Origin of the sequence: Cellulosimicrobium sp. 4261 (assembly GCF_040546915.1) — a bacterium.
In the GTDB taxonomy this organism is placed as follows: Bacteria; Actinomycetota; Actinomycetes; order Actinomycetales; family Cellulomonadaceae; genus Cellulosimicrobium; species Cellulosimicrobium cinnabarinum.
Genome location: NZ_JBEPOQ010000012.1, coordinates 1 through 14093, shown reverse-complemented (window position 1 = coordinate 14093; position 14093 = coordinate 1). Strand labels below are relative to the sequence as shown.

Below are 14093 nucleotides of genomic sequence, written 5' to 3'. Positions count from 1 at the left end.
GCCGTCCGCGCGTCGGACGGCAGCAGCACGTAGGCATGAACCCTCCTGTCACGGAGAGACCGTGACCGCGAAGACCAGAGGAGGTGGGTTATCCGCATGCGTCAGTACGAACTGATGATCATCCTCGACCCCGAGATCGAGGAGCGCACCGTCGCCCCGTCGCTCGACAAGTACCTGTCGGTCATCAAGACCGACGGCGGCTCCGTCGACAAGGTGGACATCTGGGGTCGTCGCCGCCTGGCGTACGACATCAACAAGAAGTCCGAGGGCATCTACGCGGTCGTCGACTTCACGTCGACCTCCGACACCGCCAAGGAGCTGGACCGTCAGCTCGGCCTCAACGAGGTCGTCCTGCGGACCAAGATCCTGCGCACGGACGCTCGCTGATCCTCCCCGCGTCCCCCCGTTCGACCGTCCCGCACCGGGATGCTGCACGCCGTAGCGCGTGTGGGCGCCGCGTGGTGGGATGAGCGACGCGAGAACGTTACGAGCGAGGCGCGCGGCGCCGTCGACGACACAGACGACACACGAAGGAGCTGGCCATGGCAGGTGACACCGTCATCACGGTGATCGGGAACCTCACGGGAGACCCGGAGCTGCGTTTCACCCCCTCGGGTGCGGCGGTGGCCAACTTCACGGTGGCGTCCACGCCGCGGACCTTCGACCGCCAGTCGAACGAGTGGAAGGACGGGGACACCCTGTTCATGCGCTGCTCGATCTGGCGCGAGGCCGCGGAGAACGTCGCGGAGTCGCTGACGAAGGGCATGCGCGTCATCGTGCAGGGCCGCCTCGTCCAGCGCTCGTACGAGACCCGCGAGGGGGAGAAGCGCACCGTCGTCGAGCTGCAGGTGGACGAGATCGGTCCTTCCCTGCGCTACGCCTCCGCGAAGGTCACCCGCGCCCAGCGCTCGGGTGGCGGTGGCGGCGGCTTCGGCGGCGGTGGCGGCTACGGAGGTGGCGCCAACTCCGGTGGCGCCTCCGGCGGCGGATTCAGCTCCGGCGGCGGTCAGCAGCAGAGCGACGACCCGTGGGCCACGGCTGGTCCCGCGTCGTCCGGTGGTTCGTTCTCCGACGAGCCCCCGTTCTGATCGTCCGCCACTCCCAGAACACACACCCGTCCCCGCGGGTGCCGCGCCGCTCGTCGGCGCGGCCCGCGCGCGGGGATCGCACCTTGTAGAGGAGCAACACCATGGCGAAGCCTGTGGTGCGCAAGCCCAAGAAGAAGTCCAACCCGCTGAAGTCGGCCAAGATCGAGTCGGTCGACTACAAGGACACGGCGCTGCTGCGCAAGTTCATCTCCGACCGCGGCAAGATCCGCGCGCGTCGCGTGACCGGCGTCTCCGTCCAGGAGCAGCGCCAGATCGCCCGTGCGGTGAAGAACGCGCGCGAGATGGCGCTGCTGCCGTACACGTCGACGGCTCGCTGAGCGGGAGGGAGAGAACTCATGGCCAAGCTGATCCTGACCCACGAGGTCACCGGTCTCGGTGAGCCCGGCGACGTCGTCGAGGTGAAGGACGGGTACGCCCGTAACTTCCTCGTCCCGCGCAAGCTCGCCACGCCGTGGTCCAAGGGCGCCGAGTCGCAGGTGACTGCGATCCGCAAGGCGCGCAAGGCCCGCGAGATCGCGTCGCTCGACGACGCGAAGGCGATCCGCGACTCGCTGCAGTCGAAGCCGGTCGTCGTCGAGGCGAAGGCCGGCGCTGCCGGTCGCCTCTTCGGCGCCGTCACGACGGCGGACATCGCGTCCGCCGTGACGGCTGCCGGTGCGTCGGTCGACAAGCGCAAGATCGAGATCGGCCAGCCGATCAAGGCGACCGGGGACTACACGGTCTCCGTCCGCCTCCACCCGGAGGTCTCCGCGACCCTCGCGGTGAAGGTCGTCGCTGCCTGATCTGCTGCTGAGCAGTCCGCGAAGGCCCGGCCCCTCCTCGGAGGGACCGGGCCTTCGTCGCGTCCGGCCGCGGTCTCGACGGCTCAGGCGGCACCGGTGACCATCCAGGCGCTGCCGCGCGCCCGGAGCCCGGTGGTGAGGGCGCGCGCCGCCATGAAGACCCCCGCGAAGGCGAGCCACAGCCACGCGAGGCCCGCTGCGCCGTCGGGCGCCCAGTGCCGGACGGCGAGCGCGAACGGCGCGTAGACGACGAGCGTGAGCATGCCCGCCCAGGCGAGGAAGCGGCCGTCCCCGGCGCCGATGAGGACGCCGTCGAGCACGAAGACCCAGCCCGCCATCGGCAGGAGGGCGCCGCACACCGCCATGCCGACGGCGACGGCGGCGCGCACGTCGGGGTCGGACGTGAAGAGGAGCGCGAACCACCAGCCGCCCGCGGCCATGACGACGCCGAGCCCGGCCCCGGCGGCGACGCCCCACTGGAGGGTGCGGCGCAGGACGGCGCGGACGCGCGGGACGTCGTCGGCCCCCAGCCCGTGCCCGACGAGCGCCTGCGCGGCGATGGCGAGCGCGTCGAGCGCGAAGGCCGCGAGCCCCCAGACGGAGTTCACGACCTGGTACCCCGCGAGCGTGACCTCCCCGAGCCCGGTCGCGACGAACACGGTGAGGAGGATCGCGAGGCGGAGCGACAGCGTGCGGACGAAGAGCGGCGCCCCGGCGCGCGCGTTGGCCCAGATCCCGCCCGCGGCGGGCCGCAGCGACGCACCGTGCCTCCGGGCGCCGCGCACGACGACGACCACGAGCACTGCGCCCATGGTGAGCTGGGCGACGGCCGTGCCGATCCCGGACCCCGCGATCCCGAGCCCTGCCCCGTAGACGAGGACGACGTTGAGGACCGCGTTGAACGTCGCGCCGCCCGCGGCGACCCACAGGGGCGTCCGCGTGTCCTGCATGCCACGCAGCACGCCGGTGGACGCGAGGACGAGGAGCATCCCGGGGAGCCCGAGCGCGGACCAGCGGAGGTAGACGACGGCGTGCTCGGCGACCTCGCCCGTGCCGCCCATCGCGCCGACGGCCCACGGCGCGGTCGTCCACAGGACGGCGGCGAGGAGCGCGCCCAGCCCGACGGCGAGCCAGAGGCCGTCGATGCCGGACTGGAGCGCCTCCCGCGTGTGGCCGGCGCCGATGCGGCGCGCGACGGCGGCCGTGGTCGCGTAGGCGAGGAACACGCACAGGCCCACGAGCGTGACGAGGAGGGTCGATGCGAGGGACAGGCCCGCGAGCTGCGCGGTGCCCAGGTGGCCGACGACGGCGCTGTCGACGAGCACGAACAGCGGCTCCGCCACCAGCGCCCCGAGCGCCGGGACGGCGAGGGCGAGGATCTCGCGGTCGATCCGGGACCGAGCGCGGCGACCTGTGGACGACGCACCGGGGCCGGAGGGCGGCCCGGTGTCGTCGGGGTGGCCGGGCGGTGTCCGGCGTGTCGTCGGCGTGTCGCCCGACTTTCTTTCTTCCACACCCCTGAGGGTAGTGATGAGGCTGGTCAGAGGCCGCTCGCGGCGATGTACACAGCAAGATCGTGAGGTTGTCCACACCGTTTTCCACCGGGTGTGCACAGTGTGGGGGACTGTGTCCACAGGAACGGGGGTCCCTGTCCACCGGGTGTGCACAGGGCCGTTTGCAGGGCGTCGGGGAGCGATCTAGTGTCGCGGGGTCGTGCCTGTCGGAGGCGGGGGGCGCGGCCACCGGGACAGTCGTGTGGGTGGCCCGCGGTAGAACACGTGTACGACGAAGAGTGGTCCCGGTCGTGCGGTCCCGCAAGGGCCGTTCCAGTCCCGGGGGAGCGAGGGGCGCATGTCGATCGAGGAGCTCGAGGAGAGCTACGGGGGACCGGGGCCGTCGGGGTTCGACCGGACGCCGCCCCAGGACGTCGCCGCCGAGATGAGCGTGCTCGGCGGCATGCTGCTGTCCAAGGACGCCATCGCCGACGTCATCGAGCAGATCCGCGGCTCCGACTTCTACCGCCCGGCCCACGAGATCGTCTACGAGTCGATCATCGACCTCTACGGTCGCGGTGAGCCCGCCGACGCCATCACCGTCGTCGCGGAGCTGACCAAGCGCGGCGAGCTCCAGCGCATCGGCGGCGCGCCCTACATCCACGACCTCATGGCCGGCGTCCCGACCGCCGCCAACGCCGGGTACTACGCGCGCATCGTCCGCGAGCGTGCCGTCCTGCGTCGCCTCGTCGAGGCGGGCACGCGCATCGTGCAGCTCGGCTACGCGACCGACGGCGGCGACGTCGACGAGATCGTCAACAACGCCCAGGCCGAGGTCTACGCCGTCACCGAGCGGCGCACGACCGAGGACTACCTCCCGCTCTCGGAGATCCTCGGTCCGACGTTCGACGAGATCGAGGCCGCGCAGGGGCGCGGCGAGGGCATGACCGGCGTCCCCACCGGCTACTCGGACTTCGACCGGCTCACCAACGGCCTGCACCCCGGCCAGATGATCGTCGTCGCGGCGCGCCCGGCCATCGGCAAGGCGCTCGCGCTCGACACGCCGCTGCCCACGCCGTCGGGCTGGACGACGATGGGCGAGGTCGCGGTCGGTGACCTGCTGGTCTCCGCGGACGGGACGCCCACACGCGTCGTCGCCGCGACCGAGGTCATGGTCGACCGCCCCTGCTACGAGGTCGAGCTCGACGACGGCACCGTGATCGTCGCGGACGCGCAGCACCAGTGGGTGACGTCGACCCGTGCTCAGCGACGCGCGGTCCGCGCCGGCGAGACGCCCGAGGCGTCCGTCCGCACGACCGAGGAGCTCGCCGCCACGGTCCGCTGCGCCACGGCGGACAACCGTGCGAACCACTCGATCGCCACGACGGCGCCGCTCGACCTTCCCGAGGCCGACCTTCCGATCCACCCGTACGCGCTCGGGGTCTGGCTGGGCGACGGCAGCTCTCGGCGCGCCGAGTTCACGTCCGCCGACCCCGAGATCGCGATGCGGATCGAAGGCCTCGGACACGTCGCACACCCGACCTCCGACGACCTGCTCGCGCTCGGCCTGCCGACGGCCGGTGAGATCCCCGTTGCCTACCTGCGTGCGAGCGAGACGCAACGACGAGAGCTTCTCGCGGGTCTGCTCGACACGGACGGGACGGTCACGCCGCAGGGAAGCGTCCAGATCGCTCTGACGAGCGAGCGGCTCGCGCTGGAGACGCGAGAGCTCGTCCTGTCCCTCGGGTACCGCACGGGGTGGTCGACGAAGACCGTCCAGGGTCGGACCGAGGCCTCGTCCACGGCGTACACGATCACCTTCACGACCGAGGACGACGTCTTCTGGCTGGAGCGCAAGCGGCTCGTCCACAAGGAGCGCCGTCGACCCGGGACCGCCCGGCTCACCTCACGGTTCGTGGTCGACGTCCGACGCGTCGACCCGGTCCCGGTGCGCTGCGTCGAGGTGGACCACCCGTCGCACCTGTACCTCGCGGGACGGTCGATGGTGCCGACGCACAACTCCGTCCTCGGCATCAACGTCGCGACGCACGCCGCGGTGCACCACCAGATGGCGGCCGTCATCTTCTCCCTGGAGATGAGCCGCAACGAGATCACCATGCGTCTGCTCGCTGCCGAGGCGAAGGTGCCGCTCACGCGGATGCGCTCCGGGAAGATGGACGAGCAGGACTGGCAGAAACTCGCCTCGACGATGGGCAAGGTCGCCGAGGCGCCGCTGTTCATCGACGACTCGCCGAACATGTCGCTCATGGAGATCCGGGCGAAGTGCCGCCGCCTCAAGCAGCGGCACGACCTCAAGCTCGTCGTCATCGACTACCTCCAGCTCATGAGCTCCGGCAAGCGCGTCGAGTCGCGCCAGCAGGAGGTCTCGGAGTTCTCGCGTGCGCTCAAGCTGCTCGCGAAGGAGCTCGAGGTGCCCGTCATCGCGATCTCGCAGCTGAACCGTGGTCCGGAACAGCGTGGCGACAAGAAGCCGCAGATGAGCGACCTGCGTGAGTCGGGCTGCCTCACCGAGGACACGAAGATCCTGCGCGCCGACACGGGCGCCGAGACCAGCCTGGGTGAGCTCTTCGCGCTCAACGCGAAGGACGTCCCCGTGTGGGCGCTCAACGACCGGCTCCAGTACGTGCGCCGTCACCTCACGCACGTGTTCCCTACGGGTGTGAAGCCCGTGTTCCGAATGCGACTGGCGTCGGGCAAGGAGATCGAGGCGACGGCGAACCACCCGTTCCTCACCTGCGACGGTTGGACCGCGCTCGGGGACCTGGAGGTGGGCTCGCGCATCGGTGTGCCGCGCCACGTGCCGGGGCCGGAGCGGAACCTGGAGTGGGACGACCGCAAGGTCGTCATGCTGGCCCACCTCCTCGCGAACGGTGCCTCGCGTGGCGCCCGCACCGGGCACACGAGGGTGATCGGCGCGGTGCGATCCGCGTCCGCCGAGTGGCTCGACGACCTCGGGCTACGCGCGGCGAGCGCGAGCGAGGCGTTCGTCCCTGCGAGCGTCTTCCACTTGCCGAAGCGGCAGATCGCTCTGTTCGTCAAGCACCTGTGGTCGACGAGCGCCGACGTGCGTGTCAGCGCGGACGGGAGCGGCGGCCGGATCCGCTTCACCTCCGGCTCCCGCGCGGTCGCCGACGGCGTCGCTCGGCTCCTGCTCCGCTTCGGAATCTCCACCAACGTGCGACCAGGGCTCGACGGCTCTTCCTTCACGCTCGAGATCACCGAGCGTGACGACCAGCGTCGCTTCCTGCAGGAGATCGGGCTCGAAGGCCCCCAGAGTGAGAACGCCGCTGAGCTTCTGGCGATCGTCCGCTCCCAGCGCTCGGCGACGCACGTCGATACCGGACCACAGCACGTGTGGGACGTCGTCCGCGACCTGCTCGTGGAGGAAGGTCCGACGGTGTCCGCCCGGCCCAGCGTCGTGGAGGGTGCCGCGGGGCCGAGCGACGCACTGTGGCGAAACGGTCTCTCCCGGCACCGCCTCGGCAAGATCGCGGCAGTGCTCGAGAGCGAGGAGCTGGAGATCATGGCGGTCAACGACCTCCTGTGGGACGAGGTCGTCTCGATCGAGCCGGTGGGGGAGAAGCAGGTCTACGACGCCACGGTCCTCGACGGACACAACTTCGTCGCCAACGGCATCGCGGCACACAACAGCATCGAGCAGGACGCCGACGTCGTGATCCTGCTCCACCGCGAGGACGCCTACGAGAAGGAGTCGCCGCGCGCGGGAGAGGCCGACCTGATCGTCGCCAAGCACCGTAACGGCCCCACCGACACGATCACGGTCGCGTTCCAGGGTCACTACCAGCGCTTCGCCGACATGCAGATGTAGCGACCGCTGTCCGCCGATGTCCGCTGCCGAGATGCGGACTGCGGAGCATTGACCGATCCCTTCGCCCAGTCTGGCCGCCGGCGAGTGGCAGCACACCGTTCAGCTGCCCCACCGCCTCCACACGCCTGCTGTGCGTGATCGCTCGGGCGTGGACTGCCGGCACGGGACGTTCGTGGTCGCGCGGCTCGTCGTAGCGCCGACGCACCGTCGCCCCGCGCGAGCCCGGGCCCCTGCCGGTCGGGACGCGGCCGACAGGAGACCCGGGATCGGGGCTCGGAGGGCGTCAGCGCATCGCGGTGACGGGGAATCCGTCCATGTCGTCGAACGACTGGTTCTCACCGGCCATGGCCCAGACGAACGAGTACGCGGCCGTCCCGACGCCCGAGTGCACGGACCAGCTCGGGGAGATGACGGCCTCCCGGTCGCCCACCACGAGATGGCGGGTCTCCGAGGGCTGCCCGCAGAGGTGCACGACCCGCGCGTCGGCGGGGACGTCGAAGTACAGGTAGCACTCGGTGCGGCGGTCGTGCGTGTGCGCCGGCATGGTGTTCCACATGCTGCCGGGGTGCAGCGACGTCACGCCCATGACGATCTGGCAGGACTTCACGCCGTTCTCGTGGATGTACTGGTTGAGCGAGCGGCGGTTCGACGTGACCTGGTCGCCGAGCTCGCGCACCGTGCCCTGGCCGGGCAGCGTGAGCACCGTCGGGTAGTCGGTGTGCGCGGGCGCGGAGAACAGGTAGAACGCGGCCGGGCCCTCGTCGCCCGAGCCGGCGTTCGCGAACACGACCTCGCGCACGCCCCGACCCACGTACAGGCAGGCGCCCTTCGGCAGCTCGTGCACCTCGCCGTCGGTCGTCACGGTGCCCGCGCCCCCGACGTTGACGATGCCGACCTCGCGGTGCTCGAGGAAGTACTCGCTACGGATCTCGTCGTAGGTGGGCAGCGGCAGCGGCGCGTCGCCCGGAACCGCGCCGCCGAGGACGATGCGGTCGTGGTGGGTGTAGGTGACGTTCACCTCGCCTGGGACGAACAGGTCCTGGACGAGGAATCGGTCGCGCAGCTCCTGCGTCGTCGCTCCGGTGATCTGCTCGGGGCTGGTGGCGTAACGCTGTTCCACGGTTCTGCTCTCCTGGTAGTGCGGGTTGGTGCTCGGTCAGGCTTCGGTCGGCCTCGCGGCCGGGGACGGGCCGGTCGGCTCAGCGCACGAGCCAGCCGCCGTCGACGGGCAGGATCACGCCGTGGACGTACCGGGCGGCGTCGGACGCGAGGAACACGAGGGCGCCCGCCAGGTCGTCCGGCGTGCCCCACCGGGCGGCGGGGATGCGCTCGGCGATGGAGCGCTCGCGCGCCTCGTCGGCGCGGATCGGGGCGGTGTTGTCGGTCGCCATGTACCCGGGGGCGATCGCGTTGACGTTGACGCCGCGCGCGGCCCACTCGTTGGCGAGCGCCTTCGTCAGGCCCGCGACGGCGTGCTTGGAGGCGGCGTAGCCGGGCACGAGGATCCCGCCCTGGAACGACAGCATGGAGGCGACGTTGACGATCTTGCCGCTCCCGCGCTCGAGCATGCCCCGTCCCACGGCCTGCGAGAGGTGGAACACCGCGTCGAGGTTCACGGAGAGCACCGCGTCCCAGTCCTCGACCGGGTGCTCGGCGGCGGGCGCGCGGCGGATCGTGCCCGCGTTGTTGACGAGGACGTCGACGGCGCCGAGCGCCTCCTCGACCTCCGCGACGGCCCCGTGGAGCTCGTCCGGCGTCGCCGTCGTGAGGTCCCGCCGGACGGAGTGCACGCGGCGGCCGAGCGCCTCGACCTTCGCGATCGTCTCGGTCGGCAGGCTGCGGTCGAGCAGCGCGACGTCGGCGCCGGCCTCGGCGAGCGCGACCGCGCTGCCCTGCCCGAGCCCGCGGCTCGTGCCCGTGACGAGCGCGACCTTCCCGTCGAGCCGGAACTGGTCGAGGATCATGCGTTCGCTCCTTCGTTCTGTGCGGTGGTGCGGGCGGTGCCGGCGAAGCGGGTCGTCAGCGCCCCCAACCCCGTCACCCGGATCGTCACCGCGTCGCCGTCCGCGAGCGGCCGGTGGGTCGCGAGCGCGTCGGGCAGCTTCTGCGGCGTGCCGGTCGAGACGACGTCCCCCGGCTCGAGCGTCATGACCTGGCTGAGGTAGGAGACGAGGAACGGGAGGCGGAACACCATCGTCGACGTGCTCTGCGAGACCGTCACCACGTCGTCGCGCACGACCTCGACCGTGAGGTCGTGGAAGTCGGGCACCTCGTCCGCAGTGACGACCGCGGGGCCGAGCTGGCCGAACCCGTCGAAGCACTTGCCCAGGGCCCACTGGCTCTGCCGCCGCTGCCAGGAGCGGTCGGAGACGTCGTCGAACAGCGTGTAGCCGGCGACGTGGTCCATCGCGTCCTCGACGCTCACCGCGTGGGCGCGGCGCCCGATGACGACGGCGATCTCGCCCTCGTAGTCGACGTCGTCCGCGACGGCCGGCAGCGCGACGACGTCGTCCGGCCCGCTGAGCGTGTTCGGCGTCTTGACGAAGACGTCGGGGAACTCCGGGTCGTTCGTCGTCGGGTCCTCGCCGTCGGGCACGTGTCCGCGGTAGTTGTACCCGAGGCACAGGATCGCGCCCGGACGGACCGGGGGAGCGAGCCGGACGTCGTCGGCAGAGGGCAGCGACGCCGGGTCGGCACCCGCGACCGCGTCGCGTGCCCGAGCACCGAGGGCGGCGTCCGCGAGGACGTCCGTCACCGTGACGCCGGCTCCCAGGACCGTCGCGAGGTCGAGCAGGCGGTCGCCCGCGCCGTGGGGCACGAGCGTGCCGGGGCGCTCCTCGCCGTCGTGGACGTGCGTGACGAGCCTCACCAGTACCGCACCCAGCCCGGGACGGTGTGGCGCACGAGCGCCTCGAGGTAGAAGTAGTCGCCCCACAGGCATCCCTCGTCGACGCCGACGCTCTTCGGCGCGTCGTAGACGGAGTGGAGCAGGAGCGCGTCGGACTCGACGCCCTCGGCGGCGGGCGTGTACCCGGTGACGAGCGCGCGCAGCATCTCGCGCCCGGCGCTCGCGTAGCGCTCGCGCCGCTCCGGGTCGGTCTCGACCGACGCGAGCTCGTGCAGGCCGGAGGCCGCGATCGCCGCGGCCGAGCTGTCGCGCGGGGCGTCGCTGCCGTCGGTGTAGACGAGGTCCCAGAACGGCACGCCGTCGGAGGGCAGGTGCGCGAGGAAGTAGTCGGCGCAGCGGCGCGACGCCTCGAGCAGCGCGGGGTTCTGCGTGACCTGGTAGTTCATCGCGAAGCCGTAGATTCCCCAGGCCTGGCCGCGGGCCCAGCACGAGTCGTCGCCCGCGCCCTGCTCGGTGCCGCCGCGCAGCGGCTCGCCCGTCACCGCGTCCCAGTAGAACGTGTGGAACGTCGTGTCGTCGTCGCGCAGGATGTGCGCCTCGAGCTGCTCGGTGTGGCGGCGCACGGCGTCGGGGAAACGCGCCTCGCCGGTCTGCTCGCCCGCCCACGTGAGCAGCGGCATGTTCATGAGGCTGTCGATGATCGTGCGGCCGCGCTGGGCCGGGTCGGACAGGTCGCCCCACGCCTGGAGGATGCCCGCCGGCTCGAGGAAGCGGACCATGAGGTGGTCCGCGGCCGCCAGCGCGGCGGTGCGGGCGGTCTCGTCGCCCAGCAGGCGCCACGGCGCGACGCACGACAGCGTGTAGAGGAACCCGAGGTCGTGGGTCTGCAGGTCCTGGCCCTGGGCGACCCGGCGAGCGAAGTCCGCGACGTGCCGCTCGCCCGCGGCGCGGAACGCATCATCGCCGGTCATCTCCAGGGCGAGCCACTGCATGCCCGGCCAGAAGCTCGTGGTCCAGCCCCGGTTCGCGCCCTCGGCGAACTCGGGGGTCGCCGGACGCAGGGGGTAGCGGCCGTCGCGGGTCGTGTCGTCGGGGTAGCTGTCGCCGAACGTGGCGATGTTGCGACGGACCGTCGCGATCGCTGCGTCGAGGGCGGGAGCGAGCTCGGTGGCGAGCTCGGTGGCGAGCGTCATCAGGACTTCCTTCTGGTCGGCGCACGACGGCGCGCCGACGGTCGTGTGCGGGTTCAGTGGGCCGGGGAGGCGGTGGGGGCCGCGTCCAGCACGGAGCGCAGCGCGTGGCGGGCCGCGCCCCAGGCGACGAACAGCAGCGGGGCGAGGGCGAGGCCCAGGCCCACGGCGGGCTGCGCCGCGACGAGCGAGAGGAGCATCCCCAGCACGAGCAGCGAGGGCGCCGTGAGGTACCAGCGGCGCACGCCCGCGAAGAGCGCGACGCGCAGCAGCACGCGAAGCCGGAGGGTCGGGTGGTCGGGCAGGGCCACCGCGGCGACGAGCGCGGTGAGCGACCCGAGGACGCCGAGCGTCACGAAGAACGGGATCGCGACCGCGCCGACGGGCAGGGCCCAGACCGCGCGCACGTCGACGGCGACCACGACGTGGAGCCCGGTCGTCATCGCCCCGAGCGCCGCGGCGCGGCGCCAGTGCGTGCGGTACCCGCGCCAGAACGTGCGCACGGGCTGGACGGTCCCGTCGGCCGAGAACGCCCGGAAGACCTCGAACGCCGCGACGAGCGCCGGGGCGCACAGGGGCGCGACGAGTGCGATCGCCGGCCAGGAGGCGGCCGGGTCCGTCGTCAGGAGGAGCACGACGACGGGCAGCGCGCAGAGCACGACGAGCACGTTCGTGACGAGCCCTGTGTAGACCGTGCCGAACGCGAGCTCGTACATCTCGTGGTTGAAGATGCGTCGGCGTGAGGGCTGCGTCGAGCCCTTCGACGCGCGCACGGGCGTCCTGGCCGGGGTGACGGTCGTGGTGGCCACGGCGTCAGCCCTTCACGCCGGTCGTCGCGATGCCCTCGACGAAGTACCGCTGGCCGAGGAGGAAGATCACGGCGATGGGCAGCACCGAGAGCACCGAGCCCGTCATGATGAGCGCGTACTCCGCGTTGTACTGGCTGATGAACGTCTTGAGACCGAGCTGGACGGTCCACAGCTCGGGGCTGCGCAGGTAGATGAGCGGCCCGAGGTAGTCGTTCCAGGTGTTGACGAACGTCAGGAGCGTGAGGCTGGCGATCGCGGGCACCGACAGCGGCAGCATGATCCGGCGCCAGATGCCCCACTCGGACAGCCCGTCGATGCGCGCGGCCTCGTTGAGCGACTCGGGGATCGACTCGAAGTACTGCTTCATGAGGAAGACGCCGAACGCGCCGAACGCCTGGAGCAGCAGGATCGACCACAGCGTGTTGGCGAGCCCGAAGTCGGACAGCATGACGAACTGCGGGATCATGTACGACTGCCACGGCACGGCGATGGTGCCGATGTAGACCAGGAAGAGCACGTCGCGCCCGGGGAAGCGCATCCGGGCGAACCCGTAGGCGGCGAAGCTCCCGGTGAAGACCTGGAGGAACGTGACGCCGACGGACAGCAGCAGGGTGTTCCCGAGCCACGTCGTCATGTCCGAGCGCGTCCAGATGTCCAGGTAGTTCTGCCAGACCACGGGGTCCGGGACCCACTGGACGGGGACGGTGAAGACCTGGTTGTTGGTCTTCAGCGACGAGACGATCATCCAGACGAAGGGCAGCAGGAGCCCGGCGGCCGCGACCACCATGGCGACGTAGCCGGCGGTCTTGCCGACGGTCGAGCCGAGGCGCCGCTTCTCCGGCCGGAGCAGGGGCTCTGTGGCGAGGGGCGCGCCGGTGGGCGTCGGGCTGTCGAGGGTGGCCATCACGCCTCCTTCTTCTTGTTCCAGAAGAACTGGAAGAGCGTCACGGCGATGCAGATGAGGAAGAGGGAGACCGAGACCGCGGACGCGTAGCCGAACTGGTTCTCCACGAAGCCCTTCTGCCAGATGTACTGGCTCAGGACGAGGGTCGACTGCCCGGGGCCGCCGTTGGTCATGACGAGGATGAGGTCGAAGACCTTGAACGAGCCGATGGTGAGCATCACGGTGACGAAGAACATCGTCGGGCGCAGGCACGGCAGGGTCACGTTGAGGAACCGCTGCCAGGCGCTCGCGCCGTCCATGCGTGCCGCCTCGTGCAGCTCGGCGGGCACGGTCTGCAGCCCGGCGAGGAGGAGCAGCATGTAGTAGCCCATCTCGCGCCACGTGCCGACGATGATGACGGCGGGCATCGACCACGTGGCGGACGTCGTCCATCCGGGCGGGTCGTCGACGCCGAGGGCGGTGAGGAACTGGTTGATCGGGCCGAACTCGGGGCTGAACAGCATGTTCCAGACCACGGCGATCGCGACGATCGAGGTGATGTAGGGGAAGAACGCGACCGTGCGGAAGAACGCGACCCCGCGCATCTTGCGGTTGAGCAGCAGGGCGAGCCCGAGCGCCGCAGCCAGGGTGAGCGGGATGTGCACCACGGCGTAGTAGAGCGTGTTGAGCAACGCCTTGTGGTAGCTGCCGTCCTGGACGAGGCGCGTGTAGTTGTCGAACCCGGTCCAGTCCGCCACGCCGAACACGTTCCAGTTCGTGAACGACATGTAGAACAGGACCAGCACGGGGACGAGCGTCAGGATCGTGAACCCGACGAAGTTCGGCAGGATGAAGCTCCAGCCGATCAGGGTGTTGCGCCACTTCAGCCGGCTGCCCGGCCGGCGGCGCGGGGCGGGTGCGCCGGCCGCGGCGACGAGCTCGCGCTCTTCGACGGCGTTGGTCGCCATGAGGGGGACTCCTGTGGTCGATTCCGGGTGGTCCGCGGTGGTGGGGCGGGGCGGGGGGGGGGGCCCCCCCCGCCCGGGGGGGGGCCGGCCCCCCCCGGGGGGCCGCGGCCCCCCCCCCCCCAACCACCGCGACAGGGCGGGCTACGGCGCGGAACCGCCCC

Annotated in this window: 13 protein-coding genes; 5 read left to right on the top strand and 8 right to left on the bottom strand. The window is 71.3% G+C overall.

What is annotated here, in order from left to right; genetic code table 11:
- Positions 1 to 96: 96 nt before the first annotated feature.
- The 4 genes from rpsF (at position 97) to rplI (ending at position 1891) form a co-directional block, all read left to right on the top strand.
- Positions 97 to 387 (top strand): 30S ribosomal protein S6, encoded by a 291-nt coding sequence (rpsF, locus tag ABIE39_RS14430; protein ID WP_009863694.1) that lies wholly within the window; start codon positions 97 to 99, stop codon positions 385 to 387.
- 155 nt (positions 388 to 542) lie between these two features.
- Positions 543 to 1088: a single-stranded DNA-binding protein gene (locus tag ABIE39_RS14425; protein ID WP_021481583.1), complete on the top strand. Its 546-nt coding sequence runs from the start codon at positions 543 to 545 to the stop codon at positions 1086 to 1088.
- Positions 1089 to 1189: 101 nt separating this feature from the next.
- Positions 1190 to 1426, top strand: a complete 237-nt coding sequence (rpsR, locus tag ABIE39_RS14420) for a 30S ribosomal protein S18 (protein ID WP_021481584.1) — start codon at positions 1190 to 1192, stop codon at positions 1424 to 1426.
- Between the two features lie 18 nt (positions 1427 to 1444).
- Positions 1445 to 1891, top strand: coding sequence for a 50S ribosomal protein L9 (gene rplI / locus ABIE39_RS14415; RefSeq protein WP_047230914.1), 447 nt, complete (start codon positions 1445 to 1447; stop codon positions 1889 to 1891).
- 83 nt (positions 1892 to 1974) lie between these two features.
- On the opposite strand, the gene ABIE39_RS14410 is transcribed toward rplI, so the two are convergent.
- Positions 1975 to 3282: an MATE family efflux transporter gene (locus ABIE39_RS14410; RefSeq protein ID WP_209829439.1), complete on the bottom strand. Its 1308-nt coding sequence runs from the start codon at positions 3280 to 3282 to the stop codon at positions 1975 to 1977.
- Between the two features lie 460 nt (positions 3283 to 3742).
- Here ABIE39_RS14410 and dnaB point away from each other — a divergent pair, with 460 nt between their 5' ends.
- Positions 3743 to 7234, top strand: coding sequence for a replicative DNA helicase (gene dnaB / locus ABIE39_RS14405; protein ID WP_209829359.1), 3492 nt, complete (start codon positions 3743 to 3745; stop codon positions 7232 to 7234).
- Positions 7235 to 7517: 283 nt separating this feature from the next.
- On the opposite strand, the gene kduI is transcribed toward dnaB, so the two are convergent.
- The 7 genes from kduI to ABIE39_RS14370 all read right to left on the bottom strand — a co-directional run bounded on the left by kduI (position 7518) and on the right by ABIE39_RS14370 (position 13932).
- Positions 7518 to 8354, bottom strand: a complete 837-nt coding sequence (gene kduI / locus ABIE39_RS14400) for a 5-dehydro-4-deoxy-D-glucuronate isomerase (protein ID WP_209829314.1) — start codon at positions 8352 to 8354, stop codon at positions 7518 to 7520.
- Between the two features lie 79 nt (positions 8355 to 8433).
- Positions 8434 to 9198 carry a 2-dehydro-3-deoxy-D-gluconate 5-dehydrogenase KduD gene (kduD, locus tag ABIE39_RS14395; RefSeq protein ID WP_209829313.1) on the bottom strand — a complete coding sequence of 255 codons (765 nt, stop codon included), beginning with the start codon at positions 9196 to 9198 and terminating at the stop codon, positions 8434 to 8436.
- The gene (locus ABIE39_RS14390; protein ID WP_354052292.1) at positions 9195 to 10103 is read right to left on the bottom strand and encodes a fumarylacetoacetate hydrolase family protein; all 909 of its coding nucleotides are present in this window, start codon (positions 10101 to 10103) and stop codon (positions 9195 to 9197) included. The genes kduD and ABIE39_RS14390 overlap by 4 nt, the downstream gene beginning before the upstream one ends.
- Positions 10100 to 11275, bottom strand: coding sequence for a glycoside hydrolase family 88 protein (locus ABIE39_RS14385; RefSeq protein WP_175009444.1), 1176 nt, complete (start codon positions 11273 to 11275; stop codon positions 10100 to 10102). The genes ABIE39_RS14390 and ABIE39_RS14385 overlap by 4 nt, the downstream gene beginning before the upstream one ends.
- A gap of 53 nt (positions 11276 to 11328) precedes the next feature.
- Complete coding sequence (locus tag ABIE39_RS14380; RefSeq protein WP_209829310.1) at positions 11329 to 12081, bottom strand: DUF624 domain-containing protein; 753 nt, start codon at positions 12079 to 12081, stop codon at positions 11329 to 11331.
- Positions 12082 to 12085: 4 nt separating this feature from the next.
- The gene (locus ABIE39_RS14375) at positions 12086 to 12985 is read right to left on the bottom strand and encodes an ABC transporter permease subunit (protein WP_175009446.1); all 900 of its coding nucleotides are present in this window, start codon (positions 12983 to 12985) and stop codon (positions 12086 to 12088) included.
- Entirely contained in the window at positions 12985 to 13932 is a 948-nt protein-coding gene (locus tag ABIE39_RS14370; RefSeq protein ID WP_175009447.1) for an ABC transporter permease subunit, read from the bottom strand. Before ABIE39_RS14370 ends, ABIE39_RS14375 begins: the two co-directional genes overlap by 1 nt.
- Positions 13933 to 14093: the final 161 nt, after the last annotated feature.